The following is a 23,364-nucleotide window of genomic DNA, read 5'->3' on the forward strand; positions in this document are numbered from 1 at the left end:
AAATAAGAATAATACCAAATATAATATGTCAAGATGTACAGCGCCAATTCATGGTCATCGTTCAGCAAGTGCAGCAGCAAATTGCCCTGCGTGTGGTCGCTATAGTCGTGGCTACAGTCGTAGCTATGGTTATTATGATTATCCCTCCTATTCCTCATCTTCAAGTAGCTCGATGAGTCGTAGTAGTAGTAATCAATCGAGAACCCGGAGAGCACGCTGGTCATCACCTGGTTCAACAATATTGTACACTCCTGCCGAAATACTTACTCTTACACCTATACGTGAAAGCGTTGAAAAACGTGCATATTTACCTGACTTACGTGATGTTTTTCTCTGTCATGCTTGGGATGACCGTAAAGGTAGTGCTAAGGAGTTACACGATATACTTGAATCTAATGGTGTGTCTGTTTGGTTTAGTGAAAAAGATGTTTTGTTAGGCTCATCTTTACTGCGCGAAATTGATAAAGGATTAGCTAAATCTCGAGTAGGTATTGTACTAGTGACCCCGTCTTTTTTGGATCGCGTTAAAGGTGAAGGCATTGCTGATAAAGAACTTTCAGCTCTTTTAGCCCGTGATTTACTTGTTCCTATCGTTCATAATACAACCTTTGACGCTTTACGTGAGGTGAGCCCTTTATTAGGTTCACGTAGTGGATTAAGTACTTCAGAGGAATCAATGTCAAATGTTGCGGCAAAATTAGTGGAATTAGTGACTCCTGAAAGTGTATAGAACTAATTAAAGTTAGTATACGATTTTATAATTGTGATAGATGCTTCAACGATTAATAAATAACATTAACAATAAAAAATCATTAAAAAGTCTACTTGATGATAAGAACACTGCTTTGTGGCAACAACTGATAAAAACTGAAAATATAAAAATTGTAAAAGGATCATTTGAAGCATATGGTGTCTTTTCTAAAAATAATAAACATGTTATTTATACTACTGGTGAATTTGACCCTCCTTCTTTTACTCACGAACTATTACATATATATTTATCTCAACAGAATGTTCATATCCACGGCGCATTAACACTTCAGACATATTGTGACGAAGATTTAAGAAAAATATTTTCAAGAGACTTATTAGAACATATAAGTAACAATTTAAATCATGCAAAGATGATCCCTTTATTTTTAGATTTGGGATATAATATTGAAGATTTTATTTCCGATTATTATTTAAATAAAGGTGAATCTGAAGGCCTCGACTTAATGATTGAATATTTCTGCTTTGAGCAAAATGGCAAGAGAATCTATCTTGCGAAAGCTATAGATTGTTATATTGGGGTTTATATTGCTGCTCGATTTTGTCCAAATAAAAATTTTAATTACTCAACTTTGTACAACAAGTTAGAACAGTTAGATAAAGAACTATTAATGATACTTAATTCATTCGTAGAAAATTGGAACAATTACGATTATAGTGATTCGCTTCAAAGTTATCAGGACATTGCAACTTCTTTTGTTATAAGTATGAGTAATTGGTGTAGATATAAAATGATTGTCGAAAAAGTATATTAACAATATCCAATTAAAAATAATCAATTCTACACCACCACAACATTGGTGTTCTTTACCTCACTAATCATAAAGGTGCTGTGTGTACTGCCTATGTGCTGTAACGTGGTAAGTTTGGTTACCATAAACTCGCGGTAAGCCTCCATATCGGCAACATATATTTTTAAAATATAATCATAATCGCCGCTAACGTGGTAGCACTCTAAAACCTCATCCAGCTTTTTTACTTCCTGCTCAAACTTGGTGAGGTATTCTTTAGTATGTTGCACCAGCTTTATGTGGCAGAACACCACAAATGCACGTTGCACTTTTTTAGTATTAAGCAATGCTACATAGCGGTTTATCACACCTTCCCTTTCCAGTTTTTTAACTCTTTCATAAACCGCAGTAACAGAAAGATTTAATTGTAACGAAAGCTCTTTTGTAGTACGGCGGCTGTCCTTCTGCAACAGCAATAGCAGTTTTTTATCAATGGCATCTAATGTCATGACTGAAAATTTTTCATTTTATTCTTTACAAAGATAATACTAAATGATTTTAAAACTATCTAATTAAATAATTACAGAAAAAAAAACTGCATAATATGGTATATATTGATTTTTTAATACATTTTAATTCCCTTTGCCATTATACAACCTATAAAACAACAAAAACTATTTACCATGAAATTTAATCCCGCAGACAAAATACAGGACCTACAATATTTTGGTGAGTTTGGTGGTGTAAACCCATCAATATCCGACTCTTCTACCTATACTTTCCTATCGGCTAAAACCATGTTTGATACATTTGAGGGCAATGCCGAAGGATGCTACCTGTATTCGCGTCACTCGTCGCCAAGCAACCTGTACTTAGGTCAGGCACTTGCCGCTATGGAAGGCACCGAAACTGCAAACGTAGCCGCTTCGGGCATGGGGGCCATTACCCCTGTACTGCTACAGCTTTGCGCCGCAAGCGACCATATTGTATCGAGCCGCACGATTTACGGAGGTACCTATGCCTTTATGAAAAACTTCCTGCCAAAACTAAACATCAAAACTACATATGTAGATATAACCAAGCTTGATGTGGTAGAGGCAGCCATAACGCCCGATACTAAAGTGCTTTACTGCGAAACAGTAAGCAACCCGCTGCTTGAAGTTGCCGATATTGAAGGATTATCTAAAATAGCAAAGAAACATAACCTTAAGCTTGTGGTTGATAACACCTTTTCACCGCTTTCGGTAGCGCCTGCAAAAATGGGGGCTGATGTAGTAATACACAGCCTTACGAAATTTATTAACGGAAGCAGCGATACTGTAGGTGGTGTTACCTGTGGTACACAGGAATTTATTGACCAGCTTCGTAATGTAAACGATGGCGCCAGTATGCTTTTAGGTCCAACTATGGATAGCCTTCGTGCGGCAAGTGTGTTAAAAAACCTGCGCACGCTGCATATCAGGATAAAGCAGCACAGCCATAACGCTATGTACCTTGCAGAGCGTTTTGAGCAGGACGGGCTTAAAACAGTTTACCCGGGACTTGCAAGCCACCCAAGCCACGAACTTTACAAAAGCATGATTAACCCTGAATATGGCTTTGGCGGTATGCTTACTATTGATGTGGGCACACTTGACAAGGCCAATGAAATTATGGAACTGATGCAACACCGCAACCTGGGCTACCTTGCTGTGAGTTTAGGTTTCTATAAAACATTATTCAGCGCGCCGGGAAGCTCAACTTCAAGTGAAATACCACTCGAAGAGCAGAAGGAAATGGGCTTAACCGACGGGCTTATCCGTTTCTCGATAGGCCTTGACAATGATATTGAGCGTACCTATAACATGATGAAGGACTGCATGAAAGAACTTGGTATCTTATAATATCCTATCCAACCAACTAATTAAATGCAAAATCCGTTTCAGTACCTGAAGCGGATTTTTTGTAACAATTTTAGCTCAATTATCACTAATAATAAAGCAAGCTAATAAATATTGGCTGTTTTGCTTAAATTCGCCGTACATCGAACAACAAACAACAAACAACAAATACATATGAAAAAAATGTTATGGCTGTTCCTCTTAACCGGAATAGCCGCTACAGCACAGCGAAACCTTACCATACAGGAAGCAACATACGGTCAGTATCAGGCATTTGCTCCTAAAAGCCTTGTAAGCCCTCACTGGAGGCCTGATAGCAACACACTTACCTATCTTAATGATACCTATGCTGTACTTATGGCGCGTAGCGAAAGTAGCAACTGGAATGAAACCACATTACTGACTAAAGATGAGCTGCTGAATGCACTCAGGGTTAAGTTCCCCGAGGTGAAGTTTGCAATGCAGATATTCCCTTACGGGTATAGCTGGATTGATAAAAGCACAATAGCTTTTGATGCCAATACTGAAGCATTAAATTATATTATACATTATAATGTAGATACAAAAAACATAGTGGCGGCTTTTCCTTACATACAAGGTGCTCAAAAATTTGTGTCGCCCGATGGTAAGTATTTAGCTTCTACAAACGAAAATAATTTACAGGTTACCGATGCAAACGGTAAAGTGATAGCTGTGACTAAGGATACTGATAAAGGTATTGTTAACGGCAGCGACTACGTACACCGCCAGGAATTCGGTATTAACCGTGGTATGTGGTGGAGCCCTAACAGCGACAAGCTGCTGTACTACCGCAAAGACGAAACCATGGTGGCACAATATCCACTGGTGCAGTGGAGCGAGCGTATTGCTGCCTCAAACGATATCCGTTACCCGATGGCAGGCATGAAAAGCGAAGAGGTAACACTTGTTGTTTATGATAATAAAACAGGTAACAAAGTTACCCTTAAAACAGAAGGCGACAAAGAACAGTTTCTTACTACCGTTACTTGGTCGCCAGATGGTAAGTATGTTTTTGTTGGAGTACTTAACCGCGGGCAAGATCACCTGAAACTGAACAAATATGACGCTGCAAACGGTAACTTTATTAAAACTCTGTTTGAAGAAAAAGCCGATACCTATGTAGAACCGTTGCATGATCTTACTTTTATTCCCGGTAAAAATGATGAGTTTTTATACCGAACTGAAAAAGATGGTTATGAACAGCTATACCATTACAATACTGATGGCAAGCTGATAAATAAGCTTGGCTATAAAGATGTTGTTGTTACCGGACTTTTAGAGTTTGATGGCAAAGCCAAAAATGTATATTACATGGGCACTGCCAATAACGGGCTAGACCGGCAATTATATAAAGTAGACCTAAAGTCAGGTAAAACCACACAGGTAACCACTGCTTCCGGTACGCACAGCATAGAAATGAGCAATAACGCAACCTATGCGCTTGACAGCTTCAGCAATACCGATACACCAAATAAAGTAAGCATCATTAACCTGAACAACAATAAAGCTAATACACTTTTCAATGCAGAGAATCCGTACACAGGTAAAACGGTATTGCCTAAAATGGAATTGGTTACAGTAACGGCGGCTGACGGCAAAACCCCACTTAACGGCAGGCTGATTTATCCTGCTGATTTTGATGCCTCTAAAAAATATCCGGTAATGCTATACGTATATGGCGGGCCACACGCACAGCTTGTAACCAACGAGTGGTTGGGCGGTGCATCTTTGTTCGACTACTATATGGCGCAGCAAGGATATGTAGTATTTACCCTTGACAACCGTGGCAGCGATGCACGTGGCCGCGACTTTGAGCATGTAATACACAGGCAATTGGGACAAAATGAGATTGCCGACCAGATGAAGGGTATTGATTACTTAAAAAAGAAACAATTTGTTGACCAGGATAAGATTGGTGTTTATGGCTGGAGCTTTGGCGGTTTTATGACAACTACTTTAATGACAACGTATCCTGAAACATTTAAGGTTGGCGTTGCCGGAGGACCCGTAATTGACTGGAAGTTTTATGAAATTATGTATGGCGAACGCTATATGGATACCCCCCAGGAAAACCCGGAAGGCTATGCTAAAACAAATCTTATTGACAAGGCAAAAAACCTGAAAGGAAAGCTGCTGATGATACATGGCGCACAGGATAATGTAGTGGTACAACAACACAGCATGGAATTTATACAGGCTTGCATTGCAGCCGGTGTACAGGTAGATTACTTCCTTTATCCTACACACGAACACAACGTGCGCGGTAAAGACCGTTTTCACCTGAACCAGAAGATTGCTGATTATTTTGATACATATTTAAAAAAGTAGTATAACCATATTCAATTGGTTATATTAACATATTAAAAACTGATAAGGAGCATTTAGCTCCTTATTTTTTTATAAAAAAAAATTAGCATTTTTATTGTATACATTTTAATAAAATGTATATTTGTACTATGTATAGTAAAGAACTAACCAAAGGAACCCTGCAGCCTATTATTTTGAAGCTCATTAGTGAGTCGGAAAGAATGTATGGTTATGAGATAACACAAAAGGTAAAAGAGATAACCCGGGGAAAAATAGATATATCTGAAGGTGCCCTGTACCCTATTCTTCACAGGATGGAGGCAGAAAAAATACTTGATACTGAAAAAGTATTTATAGGTAAAAGAGTCCGCAAATATTATAAAGTAACAGATTCAGGTAAAAAGGCAGCTATAAAAGTTACTGCCGAACTGAATGACTTTATTGAAACACTATCGGTTATTTTTAATGATAAAAAAGCAGTATATGATTTTAACGGATGAACAAATCGAATATATAGCCACCAATCTGGAGTTTTATGGCGTTAGGCAGGGAGAACTTAAAGATGACCTTCTGGATCATATATGCACTTATATTGAAACAGGGCAGTTTGATGATTTTGAAACTGCATATAAGGCAGCCCTGCAACAGTTTGGGGGGCATCACGCTTTTAGCAGTATTCAGCGGGAAACATTTATGGAAGTACACCTTAAAAATTACCTTAAAAGAAAGAAAGTTACCTATATAGCAGTATTTGTAACTATGCTGTTTTTTATATCGGGTGCAGTATTTAAAATATTTCATTGGCCGGGTGCCATGATATTGCTCTTTTTCAGCTTTATAAGTTTAGCCCTGTTCCTGTTACCTGTTTACCTGGTTCAGCGTTACAAAAATGCTGAGAGAAAATTTACAAGTAATCATTAAAATCAATCATATCATGAAACGAACAGTTTATTTATTAGGTTTTATTACCTCCTTTTTAATCAGCAGCGGTTTGCTGTTTAAAATAATGCATTGGCCCGGCGCTAATATAATGCTTGTGCTTGGCTTTGCTTTTATGAATATTGCTTTACTTCCTTACTACTTTTATCATAAGTACAAGGCGGCAGCAGTTTAAAATAAAAAGGGGCATTTGCCCCTTTTTATTTTATCTCTTTTACTCCCTTTATAAATATCCATTTCATAAATATCTTTTCTTCGCCCTGGTATTTTACAGCCTGAAACTTTGGTGCCAATATAGTACTTACAACAAAAGCAGTAAGCGGAATAAACAAACCATCAAGGCCCGTAAACTCCATTACCAGAAAATAAGTAATTAAGAAAAACGGGGCAAACCCCAAAAAGTTATATAATATGGCTTTTACTTTCCTGTTCATAATCTGTTGTTATTGTTGCTCCTGAAATTTTGCTTTTTACTGCCTTCATACATTTCATACTTAACCAGGCGCGCCTCAAGCTTACCGTTAAACAGCTTTATTTTGCGCGATGGCTTTAGCCCCACAAATTTAAGCGCTTCAAGGTTAGCGGTAATAAACCAGGCATTCGTGCCGGGGTAGCCCTGTTTTAAAGTATCTCCTATTTCGCGGTAAAAACGCTCCATATCTATATCAAGGCGTTCACCATAGGGCGGGTTAAACAGTATGTGCAACGGCCCGCGCGTTTCTTTTTCAGATTCAAAAAAATTGTCACGTGTTATCGTTACATACTCGTCAAGGTTGGCATTTTTAATATTGTCTTTTGCCTTTTCTACCGCCGATGGTGCTTTGTCAAAACCTTTTATCGTGTAATGAAACTCTCTTGTTTTGCTCATTAAAGAGTCAACAATCTTATCAAAAAGGTCGTTATCCCAGTCATTCCATTTTTCAAAAGCAAACTCTTTACGGTTTATATTTGCGGGAATGTTGCAGGCAATCATGGCAGCTTCTGCCAAAATTGTACCGCTTCCGCACATCGGGTCTAAAAAATCGCCCTGTCCGTCCCAACCGCTAAGCAACAGCATACCTGCTGCAAGTACCTCATTTATCGGGGCAATATTGGTAGCGGTACGATAGCCACGGTGGTGAAGGGAATTACCCGAAGTATCGAGAGCAACAGAGCATTGCTCATTATGGATGTGTATGTTGATGCGCAGGTCAGGAAAATCTTTATCGATATTCGGGCGCCTGCCGTACTTTTCCCTGAACTGGTCAACAATGGCATCTTTGGTTTTAAGGGCAACAAATTGCGAATGGTTAAAGTTATCCGAATGCAGGGTAACATCTACCACGAAGGACTGATCAGCACTTAGATAATCGCTCCAGTCAACCGCCTGTATGCCTTTATAAAGCTGCTGCTCATTAAACAGCCTGAAGCTGTGTATGGGTTTTAATATTTTAAGTGCCGTGCGCAGGGCCAGGTTGGCTTTATACATAAAGCCTTTATCACCTTTAAAGCTCACCATCCTCACGCCGGTTTCAATGTTTTGTGCGCCAAGCTGTAACAGCTCTTTTGCCAGTATTTCTTCAAAGCCAAAAAGCGTTTTGGCTATCATCGTAAAATTTTCCATTATGTGCAGTACATTATCAGTTTGCAAAAGTACGTTAAATATCACCGTTAATAAAATGCCTGGGTATAAGTTGACCTGTACATAGCTGCAAATAGTTTATATTTGGAACCGCATTACAATTATTACAGCATGATATCATATAACCCGCGCGAATGGTTCGGCATCATATTCCAGTTTCATAAAGCAGACACCTTCCGAAAGCTGCTTCCGATAATGATTGCCATCGGAGCATATTCGGGTATTGTGGCCTATCTTGAAATTGAAGTCTGGCAGCTTTCTCAAACCAGCCACGTAAAGAACATTACCATTACCCATACCATGCTCGGGTTTGTTATTTCATTATTGCTGGTTTTCAGGACCAACACTGCTTACGACAGGTGGTGGGAAGGCCGAAAGATGTGGGGTGCACTGGTAAACAACAGCAGAAACCTGGCACTAAAAGTTGCTGTAATGCTAAAGGATAAGGAAGATAAAGCCATACTGCGCAGGCTTATACCTGCCTATTCGCACGTGTTGAGCCTGCACCTTAAAAACGAGGAAATTAACCACGAGCTTTTTGAAGATGAAACGCTTTCGGCTGATTATTACAACCACAAGCCCAACCAGATTGCCAAAGCAATAATGGCAAAGGTGAATACACTTTATGAAGAGGGTAAGATAACCGGAGACCAGCTTATTGTGTTAAACTCTGAGATACAATCATTCACTGATATTTGCGGCGCGTGCGAGCGTATAAAAAACACACCTATACCCTATTCTTACAGCGTTTTCATTAAAAAATTTATCTTCTTTTATGTGATGTCTTTGCCATTTGGGTACGTGTTTCAGTTGGGGTATTATGTAATACCTGTTGTGGTATTTATTTTTTATGTGCTGGCAAGCCTTGAGCTTATCGCAGAAGAGATTGAAGACCCGTTTGGCAACGACCCGAACGACCTGCCTACCTCTAAAATAGCCGATAATATAAGAAAAAATGTAGAAGAACTTATTTATTAAGATTTATAACCTGTTTAACAGCATCATCCTGCCATAATTGTTAGCTTTAATAAAAAGTAATTATGGATAAGGAAAGTAAAAAAACAAATAAAGAAAAGCTTAAGGCTAATGATGATGTTAGCCATAATGCACATTACGAAAAAACAGATGAACCCGTACAGCTTGATGAGCGCGACCAAAATGACAGTACAGAAGACTGGAATGCCGAGCAAAGCCGCACAGGCAGGCATAAATAGTTAGTACTGTTCCGCTAATGAATGAAACAGATTTTTCCAGTCAGCATTACCATAATCTTCTCCAAGCCTTACTATTATCAAGTTTTTTGCAGGATTAACATATATATACTGACCCAATATACCCTGTGCCATGAAGTCTCCGTTTTGTGTTGGCAGCCACCACTGGTATTTATAATAGCTAACCCCACCGTTAAGAGTATCTGCGGTAAGAGAACGTTTTACCCACTCCTCGGGTACAATTTGCCTGCCCTGCCAGTTGCCATTGTTTAGATAAAGCCTTCCTATTTTAGAAAAATCGCGGGCGCGTGCATTTATGCAGCAAAACGTTTTTTCCATCCCGTTCTCCCTGTCAAGGCTCCAGGTTGCGTCATACTCCATGCCTAAGGGCTTCCATATTTTCTCCTCAAAATATTCAGTTATATTTTTTCCTTTAAGCGCTCTTTGCAAAACCATGCCTAATACCTGTGTGTCACCACTGCTATAACTAAATGACGAACCAGGTTCTTTTTTAAGTTTGCGTTTAAGCACTGCGTTTGTTAAGTTACGTCCGTAGTAAAATGTTGCGGCATCACCAAAAGGATTGGTATAGCTTTCGCTGAATTTTATACCGCTAGTCATTTGCAGCAGGTGCTCTATTGTTACGCCCTGCAAACCATTTCCCTTCAGCTCAGGAATATAGTTAGTAACAGGATCATTTACAGATTGTATATAACCATCATCAATGGCACAACCAATTAAAATTGAGGTAACTGACTTTGCCATAGAGAAAGAAGCCACAATAGCATCCTGACTGTATCCCTTAAAATATTTTTCGTATTGTATGGTATCGTTTTGGATGATCAGAAAAGCTACTGTACGATTCTTTTCAAGGTAGTCATCAAAAGTAGTTTCCTTTCCTGCAATCATAATTTTTTTAGGTGCCTTACCGTTTTCTGCCACAGCATAGGCAAAAATATAATCTCCTTTTTCGGCTGTCCGGTAAGGAAAAATTTCGTGGTCGGTTATATTTGCAAAGTTATAGTAGGCAAACCTGCCCAGCTTACAAGAGCCTAAAAGCAACAATAAACCTGAAACGAGTATGATAAAAAGTAATTTTTTCATTAGCATTGTATATCAATTCTACAAATATGAATAATTTTTTAGTATCAGTACGCGAGTTACAGCAAAAAGACATAACAGCAATTGCAGGCTACTGGTATAACGCAACAGAAGAGGAACTCACTGCCATGGGTGCTGATAAAAATGTATTGCCACAGCAAAATGAGTTTGAAGCCATGCTGCAAAACCAGCTCTTGCTGCCTTATGATGCTAAAAAAGCCTATGCCTTAGTATGGGAATGCAATGGCAAAACAATAGGGCACTGTAATGTAAACCCGATTACTTATGGGCAAGAAGCGTACATGCACCTGCACATATGGCAGCAACAGCAAAGGCATAGAGGTATTGCTGCACAGCTTGTGGCATTGTCACTACCCTATTTCTTTAAAAATTTAAAGCTTAAAAAAATATTGTGCCAGCCACATGCAGATAATAAAGCTGCAAACCGTGTTCTTGAAAAAGCTGGCTTTATTTTTGTAAAAGAATATATAACAACACCGGGCAGTATCAATTTTGAGCAGCCTGTTAAACTGTGGATGGCATCACCTGAAATAATACAGCATTAAATGCGTTTGCATTTATTGATTATCCGGTTAAATTTTGTTATTTTGCTTTTAAAGGTCAGTATTTTATGAAAAAATTACTTGTTCTTGCTTCTTTTACTTTTATAACCTGTAATGCATGGGCGCAGTTCGATAGCAATACAGGCAGTATTTCTGTACCCAGAAGTAACACAACGGCACCAAACAATACACCTTCTGTAAGTACAACAAGCCCTTTTTCGGTTACCCCGCCAAAACCATCTAATACAGCCACTTACCAATTTGGCGGAGATAACGACACCTTCAGTATGTATCAGGAAGATAAATTTGTAAACAGGACAAATGAATACCTTGACCGCACTGAGATAAAAAGAAAAGGAGAATCTAACGAGCCTTACAGGGGCAACCAGTTTTTTGGCGAATATAAAATCACATCTGAGTTCGTACAGATAATGGCTCGTGATTTTGAGTATGAAGACGGCGACAGGATTAAGGTTTTGGTTAACGGACGTACCGTTGTACCCGAAATTGTGTTAACAAACCAATTCAGGGGTATCCAGATAAAGCTTGAACCGGGATTTAATAAAATAGATTTTGAAGCGCTTAACCAGGGAACAAGCGGCCCTAACACAGCCGAGTTTTATGTATATGATGATAAAGAAAAGCTTGTATCATCAAACCAGTGGAACCTTGCTACAGGCTTTAAAGCTACTGTAATGGTTATAAAAGAATAGTTCTTTGCAAAATTTATAAAAATAAATGCCCGCATTAGCGGGCATTTATTTTTATGGTAATTCACGGTACTTAATCATTCATAGACATCAGGAAATCTTCATTATTCCTGGTCTTTTTGAACCTGTCGTTTATAAAGTCCATCGCTTCTACAGGGTTCATATCTGCAAGATATTTACGCATTATCCACATGCGCTGTATTGTTTTTTCATCAAGCAACAAATCATCACGGCGTGTGCTGGAAGAAGTAAGGTCTATAGCAGGGAAAATACGCCTGTTGGCTATTTTCCTGTCAAGCTGCAGCTCCATGTTACCCGTACCTTTAAATTCTTCAAAGATAACTTCATCCATTTTAGAACCGGTATCGGTAAGCGCAGTGGCAATAATACTTAAAGAGCCGCCACCTTCTATATTACGGGCTGCACCAAAAAAGCGTTTTGGCTTTTGCAGTGCGTTGGCATCTACACCACCACTAAGTACTTTACCCGAAGCAGGCTGTACTGTGTTGTATGCCCTTGCAAGGCGGGTAATAGAATCCAGTAATATTACTACATCGTGTCCGCATTCTACAAGGCGTTTTGCTTTTTCAAGAACAATATTGGCAACCTTAACGTGGCGCTCTGCAGGCTCATCAAAGGTAGAAGCTATAACCTCTCCCCTAACACTTCGCTGCATATCAGTAACCTCTTCAGGCCTTTCGTCTATAAGCAGCACAATAAGGTAAACTTCCGGGTGATTTGCCGCAATAGAGTTGGCAATATCTTTAAGCAGCATTGTTTTACCTGTTTTAGGCTGTGCCACTATCATGCCCCTCTGGCCTTTACCAATAGGTGAGAAAAGATCAATAATACGGGTAGATATTGTACTTTGCTTTTCAGCAAGGTTAAATTTTTCTTCGGGGAAAAGTGGCGTAAGGTGCTCAAAAGCCACCCTGTCGCGCACTACCTGCGGGTCATGCCCGTTAATTTTAAGCACGCGTACAAGCGGGAAATACTTCTCGCCTTCTTTCGGCGGGCGCACAACACCTTTAACAGTGTCACCTGTTTTTAAGCCAAAAAGACGTATTTGTGAATTACTCAGGTAAATATCATCAGGCGAGGCAAGGTAATTATAATCAGATGAGCGAAGAAAACCATAACCGTCAGGCATCATTTCCAGTACACCTTCACTTTCAATAATACCATCAAACTCATAATCAGGTTCGCGCGGATTCTGCTTTTTCTGATAGTTGTTACTTTGATGCGAGTTACTACTTTGGTGATTGTTGTTGCTTTGGTGTGTGTTGTTGCTCTGTTGGGTACCGGCAGCTTGTGGCTGGTTACTGCCCTGCTCTAATTTTTTCTTGTAGCTTGGATGGTTAGGATTGTTGGCATTAGCCTTTTCAATCATAGCCTGGCGCTCCTCTTCGGTAAGCTGCCTTTTTTTATCCTGTGCTGTACTTTTTTGTTTTTGCAGTGGCTTGGCCTCTTTTGTATCAGGCTTACTGTCCGGAGTATCCTGCCTTTTTTGCTGTGGCGCCGCTTTTTGCTTGTCAGCCTGTTCATTAACCGCAGGTGCAGCTGCAGGTTTCTCCTGCTCTACGCTTCTTGCAGTAGTGTCTTGTTTTGCAGTAATTACTTTGCTGTCAGCTTTAGCCTTAAGGGACTTATCTTTTGGCTGTGCCTTTGCAGGGGCCTTCTCTATTGCAGGGCTGCTGTCGTCTGTCTTGCTTATCCTGGCCCTTTTAGGCTTATCTTCGGCAGTTACAGTCGTTTCGGCGTTATCTTTAATAGCTTCTTCGTTCAGTGGTTTAACAGCTTCAGGGTCTGCTGCCTGCCTGTCTAAAATCTGGTATATTAAATCATCTTTTTTTAAACCCCTGTACTTGCTTATTTTGGCTTTCTTAGCAATTTCCTGAAGCTCAGGGAGCTTCATTTCTTTCAATTCGGAAATATCAAACATGTATTGATTTCTTGATTAGATTAAAATGGTATGTTCAAAATGTGGAGGGTATTTTCTTTTGGAAATTCCATACTTCGCAGAATGAAGTACTTAAGATTAAGTACTGCAATATTACAAATTTATTTTTACTGCACAATAGTATTTTTTAAAAAGAAACCATATTTTTGTGGAGCAAAAAAGCAATATGTTACAAAGAATACAAACAGTTTACTTGTTTTTAGCGTTTATTGCAACAGGCGTGCTGCCCTTTATTTTCCCTTTGTGGGTTAATGGCAACGGTACCGACTACTACTTTGTGGGCAACCTTGCATTTGTGGCGCTGCTGGGGCTAAGCACAACGCTATCGGCAATAAGTATACTAACTTATAAGAAGAGAAAGAGGCAGTTTGTAATGAACAGGCTCAACATAATATTAAATTTAATTTTATTAGGATTATTCGTTTACCGTTTGCTAAATCTATCCGGAGAAACCGACCCTGATAAGGTGGTTTCAGAGAAGGGTATTGGAATGTTCATCCCCATTATTTCTATCGTGTTATTAAGCCTTGCCAATAGGGCTATTAAAAAGGATGAAGATCTCGTAAAATCTGTAGACAGGCTACGATAAACCTTTTAACTTAGTTTATTAGTGCGTAAAAAACTCCGCTGTTAGCGGAGTTTTTTTATTTTTACAGGCAACCTTTAGGCAATAATGGTATCTTGTTATAAATCCTGCTAAATGAATAAAATTATACTCCTTGCTATTACAGCACTCACACTTTATGGTTGTAACACAATTGAGTATGATGGCGCTACAAAAATTATTTTTGAAGGCCGTGTAACCGACCAAAATGGCAACCCGCTTGAAGGCATACCTGTTGAGGCAGAATATGATGACGGTTATGTAAGGGATATAGCGGGAATTGGCGAAACCAATGCGAATGGCGAATACCTCATAATGTTTCCCGGCGCACGCGAAGATGTAGCGATAGAATTACAAATAAACCGGCAATACCAAAATTATAGTTCTCTCTCTAATACAACCTATGTAAATATTACACGAAGTGTCTTAAGGGCCGACAATTATAAAATAACCTTTGAGCCTGTAAAGCTTTATCCTGTAAGCAACAGCGTTATATTAGAGCTTAATTTTGTTGGCTCTGGTACAGGCAGGAGCTTATTAAAATATGACGTGCTGGGTATGGTAAGTGAAAACTATGTTGATTATAATTTTCAGAATATCCCGATGGATACGCCTGGAGGTTTTGAACCATACTATGATTATTATCCTTATAATAACATTTCTGTAGCCAAAAACCAGATACTTACAATTAAATATATGCTTTCCGACTTTTCCGTTTATGAGGTTGAAGTACCGGTTGGGGAAGAGTCATTTGAATACACAATCTCTTACTAAACAGTTATGAAACACATTCTTACCCTTATCTTCATTTTACTGGGGTTTACGTGTATTGCTCAGGAAGAAGAACTTACCGATGAAGAGTATGCCGCAAAACTGGCTGAAATTAAAGAAGAATTAAAATATAAGGAGTTCTTCCGGCTTTACTATGTATCCTCTAATGGTGTTGGTGATAATGTAATAGCAGAAGCCAATGGCACGGGTACCGGAATTGGTATGGGGGTTACCTTTGGAATTATCGGGAGGGTTCATATTATTGGTAGTGGAGAATTGTCACAGTTTATTGTAATTGATAAGTCGGTAGCCGGTAATGCAAACAATACTAATATGGGGCAGCTTAATTTACAGGGAATGTATAAGTTTGCGCTTAATGACTATTTTGAGGTAAATCCCGGTATAGGGTTCGGTTACATATACCTGCGCCAAAAAAGGAGTTCACAAAGCCTGGGCATACAGGAAGGCTTTACCATAATACCAACAGTAACAATCGATTTTAAGTTAGATAACATCCGTTTCTTTACCGGGGTTAACTACTGCCATGCATTCCTTGAAACCAATACACATCCTGATTACAAAGATTTTTTTGGCAGGGTGCAAATGCTGAATATTATGCTTGGGTTCAAGCTTTAGCCCTCTTTCCTATCTCAATGGCTTCAAGGTTTTGTATTTTATCGCCATCAATTTCAAAACGAAGCATCGTACGTACCTGATGAAAGCCATGCACTCCCGCAGCGCCGGGATTCATGTGCAGCAGGCCAAGCTTTTTATCAAACTGTACTTTTAATATGTGGGAGTGCCCGCATATAAACAGCTTTGGCGGGTTTGCATGTAATGCCTCCCTTACTGCTTGGCTGTATTTACCCGGATACCCCCCAATGTGCGTTATCCATACATCTACACCCTCGCACATAAATCGGTTATTCATCGGAAATTCCTGCCGCGCCTCATTACTGTCAATATTACCATAAACGGCCCATAGCGGCTTTTCTTTTTTTATAGTATCTGTTACAGAAAGATTGCCTATATCTCCGGCATGCCACACTTCGTCTGCCTGCCTTACATATTTAAGTATGGTATCATCAATATGGCTGTGGGTATCGCTCAGTAAAAGGATTTTTTTCATACTACAAATGTATTAAATGCCCTCCTGCCCCCAAAGGGGGAGTTTTTGAATTTGGTGAATAATTATCGTAACTTAACAATAGCCCCCTTTGGGGGTTGGGGGCTATTGATTATCTTTGCTTTTCCTAAAAATCATCAGTCAGCTTTGAGGTATTTTATAGAGTTTGCCTACAACGGGAAAAATTATTGCGGGTGGCAGTACCAGCCGCACAGCCCCAGTGTGCAGGAGACACTTAACAAAGCGCTTTCTACCCTGCTTCGCAAAGAAATTGACGTTTTGGGCGCGGGGCGTACCGATACCGGTGTGCACGCAAAGCAGATGTATGCCCATTTTGATTATGAGGAACCTTTTGATGCCGATAGACTTGTGCAGCGGCTGAATTCTTTTTTGCCTAAAGATATTGTGGTATATCGGTTTATACCCGTTGCAGCTGATGCCCATGCGCGTTTTGATGCCACCAGCCGCACCTACGAATATCATATACACACGTTTAAAGATGCGTTTGACCACGAAGGTTCCTGGTATAATTTTCATGAGCTTGATGTGGCAAAAATGAACGAAGCGGCAAAGGTTTTGTTAGATTACACCGATTTTAAATGCTTTTCTAAAACCCATACCGATGTTAAAACGTTTAATTGTGATATTAAAGAAGCCTACTGGGTGCAGAACGGCACAAAGCTGGTTTTTACCATTACTGCCGACAGGTTTTTGCGCAACATGGTTCGCGCTATAGTAGGCACACTGGTAAATGTAGGGTTAGGAAAAACAACGGTAGCTGATGTGAGAGATGTTATAGAAAGCCGCGACCGCAGCCGTGCAGGCTTTTCGGTGCCGGCACACGGGTTATACCTTACCAAGGTAATTTATCCGTATATTTAAGCCTGAAAACGAACATGAAAACGATAAAATCTTCTTCTTTAAAAAAGGTAATGCAGTTTGCAAGACCTTATAAATCGCGGTACATAAGCGTAATAGTATTCGCCGTAGCACTATCTGTATTCGCAGCACTGCGGCCCTACCTGCTTAAGCAGACGGTTGACAGCTATGTGCGCACCGGCGATGGAAAAGGCCTGCTGTACTTTATTATACTGATGGGTGTAGTGCTTATGCTCGAGGTAGTTTCGCAGTTTTATTTTGTGTACTGGGCGAACTGGCTGGGGCAGGATATTGTTAAGGACATACGCGAAAAACTCTTCCGGCATGTAACAGCGTTCCGCATGAAGTTTTTTGATAACGAGCCTGTGGGTAAGCTGGTTACCCGTACCGTTTTTGATATTGAGTCAATAGCTAAAATATTCAGCCAGGGGTTATTCATGATAATAAGCGACCTGCTTAAAATGATCGTGATACTCGGGTTTATGTTCTACATGAACTGGAAGCTTACACTCATTGTGCTGCTGGCAATGCCAATATTGCTCTACGCTACGCGCATTTTCCAGATAAAGATGAAAGGCGCGTTTGAAGAAGTACGCACGCAGGTAGCCAATCTTAATACTTTTGTACAGGAGCGTCTAACGGGGATGAAAATAGTTCAGTTGTTTAACCGTGAGGAAATTGAATATCAAAAGTTTAAGAACATCAACCAGAAGCACAACAAGGCATGGTTAAAGAACATTCTTTATAACTCTATCTTTTTCCCTATTGCCGATATTATTTCATCATTAACGCTTGGTTTTATCATTTGGTACGGCGGGCTTAATATACTGAATGGCGATGGTATTACCACGTTTGGCGACCTGTTTGCCTATACGATGCTGATAAGCATGCTGTTTAACCCACTCAGGCAGATTGCCGATAAATTTAACGAATTGCAGATGGGTATCATAGCATCAGACCGCGTACTGGAATTACTCGACATCGAAAACTTTGTGCAGGTACCGGGGCAGGTTGAAGCCGGTCATTTTAAAGGAGAAATCCACTTTGAAAACGTACGCTTCAGCTACATACATGGCGAAGAAGTTATTAAGGGAATAAACCTTGACGTTAAAGCCGGCGAAACCATAGCCATAGTGGGCGCAACGGGTGCGGGCAAATCGACCATCATTAACCTGCTGAACCGTTTTTACGAGATTGACAGCGGCAGCATTACTGTTGACGGCACCAATATAAACGACTTTACGCTGGACAGCCTGCGCAGGCAGATAGCCATAGTGCTGCAGGATGTTTTCCTGTTTGCGGACAGTATTTTAAATAACATTACGCTTAATGACCCTAACATTAGCCGTGAGGAAGTTATAGACGCCGCCAAAGCCATTGGCGTGCACGACTTTATAGAAACCCTGCCGGGCGGCTATGATTATAATGTAAAGGAACGTGGTGTTATGCTCTCTTCTGGGCAGCGGCAGCTTATTGCATTTTTACGGGCTTATGTGAGCAACCCAAGCATACTGATACTGGATGAGGCCACTTCTTCTATAGATACCTATTCGGAAGAGCTTATCCGTACAGCTACAGAGAAAGTAACCGAAGGGCGCACCAGTATAGTAATTGCGCACAGGCTTGCCACTATTGTAAACGCCGACAAGATAATTGTGATGGATAAGGGTGTTATTGTTGAACAGGGCTCGCATTACGACCTTATTAACCGGGAAATGGGCTATTACCGCAATTTATACTTCTCGCAGTTTGCAGTAGAAAGTACCGAAGGCGAAGTAAATTAAACAGTTATGAAGTTATACCTGAAATTATTCTTTGTGCTGTTCATTGCAGAAATGATGATAAGCATGTTCGCAGTTTACCTGTCGCAGGGCGTTTACATTAAATTTTTTAATATCATTGGCAGCCTTACCATTACAATACTTAGCCTGCCTATCTCGTTTATAGACCGCTCCTACCCTTTTTATGCCCCTATGCCATTTTACCAGGCTGTGTTTTTAGTAATGGCTAATGTGGCTGTACATGCGGGTATTGCTGTGTTTATTTTGAAAAACACTAAGAAAACATCTTCTAAGTAACATTCCGAATTTCTTAATAATTACGTTATGGAAGACCAAATCAAATCTTTACAAAAACAGGTAAAGCAACTAAAGATAATACTAATGGGCATAGTTGCAATTGCAGCTGTACTTATTCTTGTATCATTTACAAGCAATAAGGATAATATTATACGCGCAAGAGGTATAGTTATAGAAGACGCTGATGGTAAACCTTTTATCATGATGGGGAATCCTATTCCGCAGGATAAAAACAGGAAAAGGAAAGATCCTATGTCAGGGATTGCGTTTATAGACGAAAAGGGTATTGACCGCCTGTATATAGGTAGGGACGGCAAATTGCAGATAGGCGGCGAGCTTGAGGACAGGAACTCAGAAGGCTGGTCGTATATCATTAATGATTCCATAGGTGACGAACGTGGCGGGTTTGGTTTTGCCGATGATGAAGACCGTATAGGGCTTGGGCTTGACTATGGTGGTAAAGATGGTGGCGAAGCTATTTACCTGTATGCCTCTAATGAAGTGGCATACCTTCTGATGAATACCAATACAAACGACAGGGTGCGCCAGCGTGCGGTGCTTTGGCATGACACAAAAGCCGACCTTACACAAATAAAATTAGGAGATAAAATTACCGACGAACGTTTGGTATTAAGAGCTAAGGAAGGAAAAGCTGTTATATCGCATAAAGTAAACGGAACTAATAAAAACATATTAGAATAATCTTGGCGGGGGCTTAAACCAAATCATCCGGAAACATTTCCCCCTTTGTAAAATATTAACTATTTTCGTACGCGTAAATAAACGAGAAAAAATACTTACTCATGAAATACGATGTTATTGTTTTGGGAAGCGGCCCGGGCGGCTATGTAACAGCCATAAGGGCTTCTCAGTTAGGCTTTAAGGTAGCCATAGTAGAAAAAGAAAACTTAGGCGGCATATGCCTTAACTGGGGCTGTATCCCAACAAAAGCGTTGCTGAAAAGCGCGCAGGTATTTGATTACCTTAAGCATGCATCTGACTACGGACTTACCGTAAAGGAATTTGATAAAGACTTTGGCGCTGTTATTAAGCGCAGCCGCGACGTTGCCGACGGTATGAGCAAGGGCGTTCAGTTTCTTATGAAAAAGAACAAGATAGAAGTTATATTCGGCGCCGGTAAAGTTAAGCCGGGCAAAAAAATTGAGGTTACCGATAAAGATGGTAAAACCAGTGAACTTAGCGCCGACCATATCATTATTGCTACAGGGGCACGCTCGCGCGAGCTGCCTAACCTTCCGCAGGATGGTAAAAAAGTAATCGGTTACCGTCAGGCCATGACACTGCCGGAACAGCCAAAATCGATGATAGTAGTAGGTTCAGGCGCAATAGGTGTTGAGTTTGCACATTTTTACAATGCAATGGGTACAGATGTAACCGTTGTAGAGTTTATGCCAAACATCGTTCCGGTTGAAGATGAGGATATCTCTAAACAGTTTGAGCGTTCGCTTAAAAAAGCGGGGGTTAAAATCATGACCAATGCTTCTGTAGAAAAAGTTGATACTTCGGGTAACGGCGTTAAGGCTACTGTTAAAACGGCTAAAGGCGAAGAAGTACTTGAAGCCGACATTGTGCTTTCGGCTGTAGGTATAAAATCGAACATTGAAAACATTGGCCTTGAAGAAGTTGGCATTGCTACCGACAGAGACAAGATATTAGTGAACAGCTATTACCAGACCAATATACCGGGATACTATGCCATTGGTGACGTTGTTCCGGGCCAGGCACTTGCACACGTTGCCTCTGCCGAGGGTATCCTTTGCGTTGAGAAAATTGCAGGCTTACACGTAGAACCGCTTGATTATGGCAATATACCGGGATGTACTTATGCTACCCCTGAGATTGCTTCTGTTGGCCTTACCGAAAAAGCTGCCAAAGAAAAAGGTTACGAAATTAAAGTGGGTAAATTCCCGTTCACGGCTTCGGGCAAGGCAAAAGCCGCCGGAACACCTGATGGTTTTGTAAAAGTAATATTTGATGCCAAGTACGGCGAATGGCTGGGCTGCCATATGATTGGCGCAGGCGTTACCGATATGATAGCCGAAGCGGTTGTAGCGCGCAAACTCGAAACTACAGGCCATGAAATACTGAAAGCCGTTCACCCGCACCCGACTATGAGCGAGGCGGTCATGGAAGCTGTAGCCGATGCTTACGGCGAAGTGATTCACTTGTAATTTAAGATTGAAGATTTCTGATTGAAATTCAGGAATTAGAATATATAAAATCCGCTTTGAGTTTTCAGAGCGGATTTTTTTATTGAACAATATTTAAAGTTGCGTTATTTGGCTTTTACTCCCCGTTATTATGCTATAACTTGATAGTACAAAAGATTAAGCTATGAGTAAACTGAAGAAAAAAGCTAAAAAAAGCAGCAAGAAGAAAAACAAACTGGGCGTTAAAAACTCTTTGGTGAATAACATTAATGCCCGCAAAAAGAAAGGCAAGTCACGCTCTAAAAAGAATTCTACCGTTTCTAAGAAGTCCTATAAGAAAATGAAGAATAACTGGGGCAAAAAGAAGAAAAAGAAAGGCAGGAAGAAAAAGAAAAAGTAAGCTATAGCCTCTCACCTTTTTCCAGCATTTTGAGCATTTTTACAATACGCTCCACTTTAGTATCTTCTTTTTTGGCGCTGTATATCCAGTCGGTAAAAGCCTTTTGCTCGGTTTGAGTATAACTGCAAAACATTTCATAAGCGCCGGATTCATCTTTAAGGCAGCGTATCAGTTCATCAGGTACTTCAAACACGCTGTCGTCAATGTATAAAATTACGTGGATGTAGTCGCCTGCCTGCTTTTTAATCTTTTTGCGTATTTCGGCCTTAACAGGGAGGAACAACTGTCCGTTGCCCATTGGCATAAGATGGTAGGCTTTAATTTCGTAGCCGTCAATAGTGCCCCTTACTTTTCGCCACCCAAATGGCGCATTTTTATCCGGTTCTATTTCAGGCAGCCTTGCAAACGTCCATCCACTCTTACCCGGAAATTTTTCAAGGAATATTTCCTGATTGATGAGAGGGTTGTTATTCATACGTGCTAATATGTAGAATATATGATGCCAGAAATAACCTCATGTGAATTAACCTTTATTCTTTTTTAAAGATTGCTTCAATAAAATTAATATATATTCTAAATTATCCTGATCGCTCATTTTAACCTCATAAGCACCATTACCCCAATGCCCCACATTAGAAACATCTCTTGCTAATAACTTACTATCTTCAAGCTCACCACTCTTTAAGTTAATGTATATTTTAAGTGTTTTACTTTGAAAAACTATGTCGCAAAAAGTACTGCCATCAACCTTAAATCCAACAAAATGCTTACGAGGATTAAGCGTTATATTATCATCTAAGTTTAGTATTCTTTCTTTTAAAATTTCATATAATTCTCTGGTTTCAAAATCAGCCTTCAATAAATGTTCATCTTCAGTAAATACAATAACTTCATTGCTAACCTCTTCGACAACCTGATCATTCCTTGATATAGTTTTAATACTCTCTTTTGCTGAGGATTTCTGAACTTGATCAAGGCTTATTGTATTATTTTCAAATCTTTTAATTTCCCACAATTCAATAGGTAAATCTTTAAAATTGATAGCCTCCTTTTGATAAGTAGTAAAGTGTGGAGAAATAAAAATAACTTTTGACTGCGACCAATCAACATCATTTCTCCGAAGTGGTGTTTCTTTGCGCTCGTTATATTCAAGAATAAAGTCAGCCTTATTATTTAGCATTAATGATAAGTAAGCATAACCTTGATCAATAACACTGAAATTTTTATCTCTTTTGAATTCGATAATAACAAATGATTTTGATTCGTTATCAAAAGCTAAAGAATCTATTCTAAAATTATTAAGTGAAAATTCAGATTTTATTAAATCTAATTTCAATAAAAGTTGCAAATTTCCTTCAACCAGTAACTGAATCTCTTTCTCAAATTTAAATGGGAGTTCCTTTATGTGCTCAAGGCTGGATCCTGATTTATATAATGGCATAATTATTATAAATTTTAACAAAGATAAAAATCAGTATTAGTAAATAGCTAATTCAAAAATAAATCTCACTCAACTCTTG

Annotated in this window: 27 protein-coding genes; 19 read left to right on the forward strand and 8 right to left on the reverse strand. The window is 39.6% G+C overall.

The window, feature by feature from the left end; translation table 11 throughout:
- Both Q0K96_RS11120 and Q0K96_RS11125 read left to right on the forward strand, forming a co-directional pair.
- Nucleotides 1–730, forward strand: a 730-nt coding sequence (locus Q0K96_RS11120; protein ID WP_297334067.1) for a toll/interleukin-1 receptor domain-containing protein, incomplete at its 5' end; no start/stop codon positions are given.
- 40 nt (nt 731–770) lie between these two features.
- On the forward strand, nt 771–1,526 hold the full coding sequence (locus Q0K96_RS11125) for a hypothetical protein (protein WP_297334068.1): 756 nt from the start codon (nt 771–773) through the stop codon (nt 1,524–1,526).
- A gap of 26 nt (nt 1,527–1,552) precedes the next feature.
- Here the strand turns inward: Q0K96_RS11125 and Q0K96_RS11130 are convergent, their stop codons facing one another.
- Nucleotides 1,553–2,011: an Lrp/AsnC family transcriptional regulator gene (locus Q0K96_RS11130; protein ID WP_297334069.1), complete on the reverse strand. Its 459-nt coding sequence runs from the start codon at nt 2,009–2,011 to the stop codon at nt 1,553–1,555.
- A gap of 174 nt (nt 2,012–2,185) precedes the next feature.
- Here Q0K96_RS11130 and Q0K96_RS11135 point away from each other — a divergent pair, with 174 nt between their 5' ends.
- The 4 genes from Q0K96_RS11135 to Q0K96_RS11150 all read left to right on the forward strand — a co-directional run bounded on the left by Q0K96_RS11135 (nt 2,186) and on the right by Q0K96_RS11150 (nt 6,631).
- Entirely contained in the window at nt 2,186–3,385 is a 1,200-nt protein-coding gene (locus tag Q0K96_RS11135; protein WP_297334070.1) for an aminotransferase class I/II-fold pyridoxal phosphate-dependent enzyme, read from the forward strand.
- 171 nt (nt 3,386–3,556) lie between these two features.
- Entirely contained in the window at nt 3,557–5,731 is a 2,175-nt protein-coding gene (locus Q0K96_RS11140) for a S9 family peptidase (RefSeq protein WP_297334071.1), read from the forward strand.
- Between the two features lie 128 nt (nt 5,732–5,859).
- Nucleotides 5,860–6,210, forward strand: a complete 351-nt coding sequence (locus Q0K96_RS11145) for a PadR family transcriptional regulator (RefSeq protein WP_297334072.1) — start codon at nt 5,860–5,862, stop codon at nt 6,208–6,210.
- Nucleotides 6,194–6,631, forward strand: a complete 438-nt coding sequence (locus Q0K96_RS11150; RefSeq protein ID WP_297334073.1) for a hypothetical protein — start codon at nt 6,194–6,196, stop codon at nt 6,629–6,631. Before Q0K96_RS11145 ends, Q0K96_RS11150 begins: the two co-directional genes overlap by 17 nt.
- 218 nt (nt 6,632–6,849) lie before the next feature.
- On the opposite strand, the gene Q0K96_RS11155 is transcribed toward Q0K96_RS11150, so the two are convergent.
- Both Q0K96_RS11155 and Q0K96_RS11160 read right to left on the reverse strand, forming a co-directional pair.
- Nucleotides 6,850–7,083 carry a hypothetical protein gene (locus Q0K96_RS11155; RefSeq protein WP_223052233.1) on the reverse strand — a complete coding sequence of 78 codons (234 nt, stop codon included), beginning with the start codon at nt 7,081–7,083 and terminating at the stop codon, nt 6,850–6,852.
- Entirely contained in the window at nt 7,080–8,237 is a 1,158-nt protein-coding gene (locus tag Q0K96_RS11160; protein ID WP_297334090.1) for a THUMP domain-containing protein, read from the reverse strand. The genes Q0K96_RS11155 and Q0K96_RS11160 overlap by 4 nt, the downstream gene beginning before the upstream one ends.
- 144 nt (nt 8,238–8,381) lie before the next feature.
- On the opposite strand from Q0K96_RS11160, the gene Q0K96_RS11165 reads away from it, so the two are divergent.
- Together Q0K96_RS11165 and Q0K96_RS11170 are read left to right on the forward strand one after the other, a co-directional pair.
- Entirely contained in the window at nt 8,382–9,248 is an 867-nt protein-coding gene (locus Q0K96_RS11165) for a bestrophin family ion channel (RefSeq protein WP_297334091.1), read from the forward strand.
- 62 nt (nt 9,249–9,310) lie between these two features.
- Nucleotides 9,311–9,484 carry a hypothetical protein gene (locus tag Q0K96_RS11170; RefSeq protein WP_297334074.1) on the forward strand — a complete coding sequence of 58 codons (174 nt, stop codon included), beginning with the start codon at nt 9,311–9,313 and terminating at the stop codon, nt 9,482–9,484.
- On the opposite strand, the gene Q0K96_RS11175 is transcribed toward Q0K96_RS11170, so the two are convergent.
- The gene (locus tag Q0K96_RS11175) at nt 9,485–10,585 is read right to left on the reverse strand and encodes a serine hydrolase (protein ID WP_297334075.1); all 1,101 of its coding nucleotides are present in this window, start codon (nt 10,583–10,585) and stop codon (nt 9,485–9,487) included.
- Nucleotides 10,586–10,611: 26 nt separating this feature from the next.
- On the opposite strand from Q0K96_RS11175, the gene Q0K96_RS11180 reads away from it, so the two are divergent.
- Together Q0K96_RS11180 and Q0K96_RS11185 are read left to right on the forward strand one after the other, a co-directional pair.
- Entirely contained in the window at nt 10,612–11,148 is a 537-nt protein-coding gene (locus tag Q0K96_RS11180) for a GNAT family protein (protein WP_297334076.1), read from the forward strand.
- Between the two features lie 65 nt (nt 11,149–11,213).
- Nucleotides 11,214–11,858: a hypothetical protein gene (locus tag Q0K96_RS11185; RefSeq protein ID WP_297334077.1), complete on the forward strand. Its 645-nt coding sequence runs from the start codon at nt 11,214–11,216 to the stop codon at nt 11,856–11,858.
- A 70-nt stretch (nt 11,859–11,928) separates the two neighbouring features.
- On the opposite strand, the gene rho is transcribed toward Q0K96_RS11185, so the two are convergent.
- Complete coding sequence (gene rho, locus Q0K96_RS11190; RefSeq protein WP_297334078.1) at nt 11,929–13,797, reverse strand: transcription termination factor Rho; 1,869 nt, start codon at nt 13,795–13,797, stop codon at nt 11,929–11,931.
- 184 nt (nt 13,798–13,981) lie between these two features.
- Here rho and Q0K96_RS11195 point away from each other — a divergent pair, with 184 nt between their 5' ends.
- From Q0K96_RS11195 to Q0K96_RS11205, 3 genes are all read left to right on the forward strand, one after another.
- The gene (locus tag Q0K96_RS11195; protein ID WP_223052226.1) at nt 13,982–14,404 is read left to right on the forward strand and encodes a DUF4293 domain-containing protein; all 423 of its coding nucleotides are present in this window, start codon (nt 13,982–13,984) and stop codon (nt 14,402–14,404) included.
- Nucleotides 14,405–14,515: 111 nt separating this feature from the next.
- Entirely contained in the window at nt 14,516–15,193 is a 678-nt protein-coding gene (locus tag Q0K96_RS11200) for an Ig-like domain-containing protein (protein WP_297334079.1), read from the forward strand.
- Between the two features lie 6 nt (nt 15,194–15,199).
- Nucleotides 15,200–15,826 carry a hypothetical protein gene (locus Q0K96_RS11205; RefSeq protein WP_297334080.1) on the forward strand — a complete coding sequence of 209 codons (627 nt, stop codon included), beginning with the start codon at nt 15,200–15,202 and terminating at the stop codon, nt 15,824–15,826.
- On the opposite strand, the gene Q0K96_RS11210 is transcribed toward Q0K96_RS11205, so the two are convergent.
- Complete coding sequence (locus Q0K96_RS11210; RefSeq protein ID WP_297334081.1) at nt 15,816–16,319, reverse strand: metallophosphoesterase family protein; 504 nt, start codon at nt 16,317–16,319, stop codon at nt 15,816–15,818. The two genes, Q0K96_RS11205 and Q0K96_RS11210, sit on opposite strands and share 11 nt — an antisense overlap.
- A gap of 144 nt (nt 16,320–16,463) precedes the next feature.
- Between Q0K96_RS11210 and truA the strand changes: the two genes are divergently transcribed.
- The 6 genes from truA to Q0K96_RS11240 all read left to right on the forward strand — a co-directional run bounded on the left by truA (nt 16,464) and on the right by Q0K96_RS11240 (nt 21,844).
- Complete coding sequence (truA, locus tag Q0K96_RS11215) at nt 16,464–17,198, forward strand: tRNA pseudouridine(38-40) synthase TruA (RefSeq protein WP_297334082.1); 735 nt, start codon at nt 16,464–16,466, stop codon at nt 17,196–17,198.
- Nucleotides 17,199–17,212: 14 nt separating this feature from the next.
- Nucleotides 17,213–18,979, forward strand: a complete 1,767-nt coding sequence (locus tag Q0K96_RS11220) for an ABC transporter ATP-binding protein (RefSeq protein ID WP_297334083.1) — start codon at nt 17,213–17,215, stop codon at nt 18,977–18,979.
- Between the two features lie 6 nt (nt 18,980–18,985).
- Nucleotides 18,986–19,273, forward strand: a complete 288-nt coding sequence (locus Q0K96_RS11225) for a hypothetical protein (RefSeq protein WP_297334084.1) — start codon at nt 18,986–18,988, stop codon at nt 19,271–19,273.
- A gap of 27 nt (nt 19,274–19,300) precedes the next feature.
- Nucleotides 19,301–19,975, forward strand: coding sequence for a hypothetical protein (locus tag Q0K96_RS11230; RefSeq protein WP_297334085.1), 675 nt, complete (start codon nt 19,301–19,303; stop codon nt 19,973–19,975).
- A gap of 101 nt (nt 19,976–20,076) precedes the next feature.
- On the forward strand, nt 20,077–21,465 hold the full coding sequence (gene lpdA, locus Q0K96_RS11235) for a dihydrolipoyl dehydrogenase (RefSeq protein ID WP_297334086.1): 1,389 nt from the start codon (nt 20,077–20,079) through the stop codon (nt 21,463–21,465).
- Between the two features lie 163 nt (nt 21,466–21,628).
- Nucleotides 21,629–21,844, forward strand: coding sequence for a hypothetical protein (locus tag Q0K96_RS11240; RefSeq protein WP_297334087.1), 216 nt, complete (start codon nt 21,629–21,631; stop codon nt 21,842–21,844).
- 1 nt (nt 21,845) lies between these two features.
- Here the strand turns inward: Q0K96_RS11240 and Q0K96_RS11245 are convergent, their stop codons facing one another.
- Both Q0K96_RS11245 and Q0K96_RS11250 read right to left on the reverse strand, forming a co-directional pair.
- Nucleotides 21,846–22,319, reverse strand: a complete 474-nt coding sequence (locus Q0K96_RS11245) for a YdeI/OmpD-associated family protein (protein ID WP_297334088.1) — start codon at nt 22,317–22,319, stop codon at nt 21,846–21,848.
- Nucleotides 22,320–22,367: 48 nt separating this feature from the next.
- Nucleotides 22,368–23,285: a DUF5655 domain-containing protein gene (locus Q0K96_RS11250; RefSeq protein ID WP_297334089.1), complete on the reverse strand. Its 918-nt coding sequence runs from the start codon at nt 23,283–23,285 to the stop codon at nt 22,368–22,370.
- Nucleotides 23,286–23,364: the final 79 nt, after the last annotated feature.

Source organism: Flavobacterium sp. (genome assembly GCF_024305175.1).
In the GTDB taxonomy this organism is placed as follows: domain Bacteria; phylum Bacteroidota; class Bacteroidia; order Flavobacteriales; family Flavobacteriaceae; genus Flavobacterium.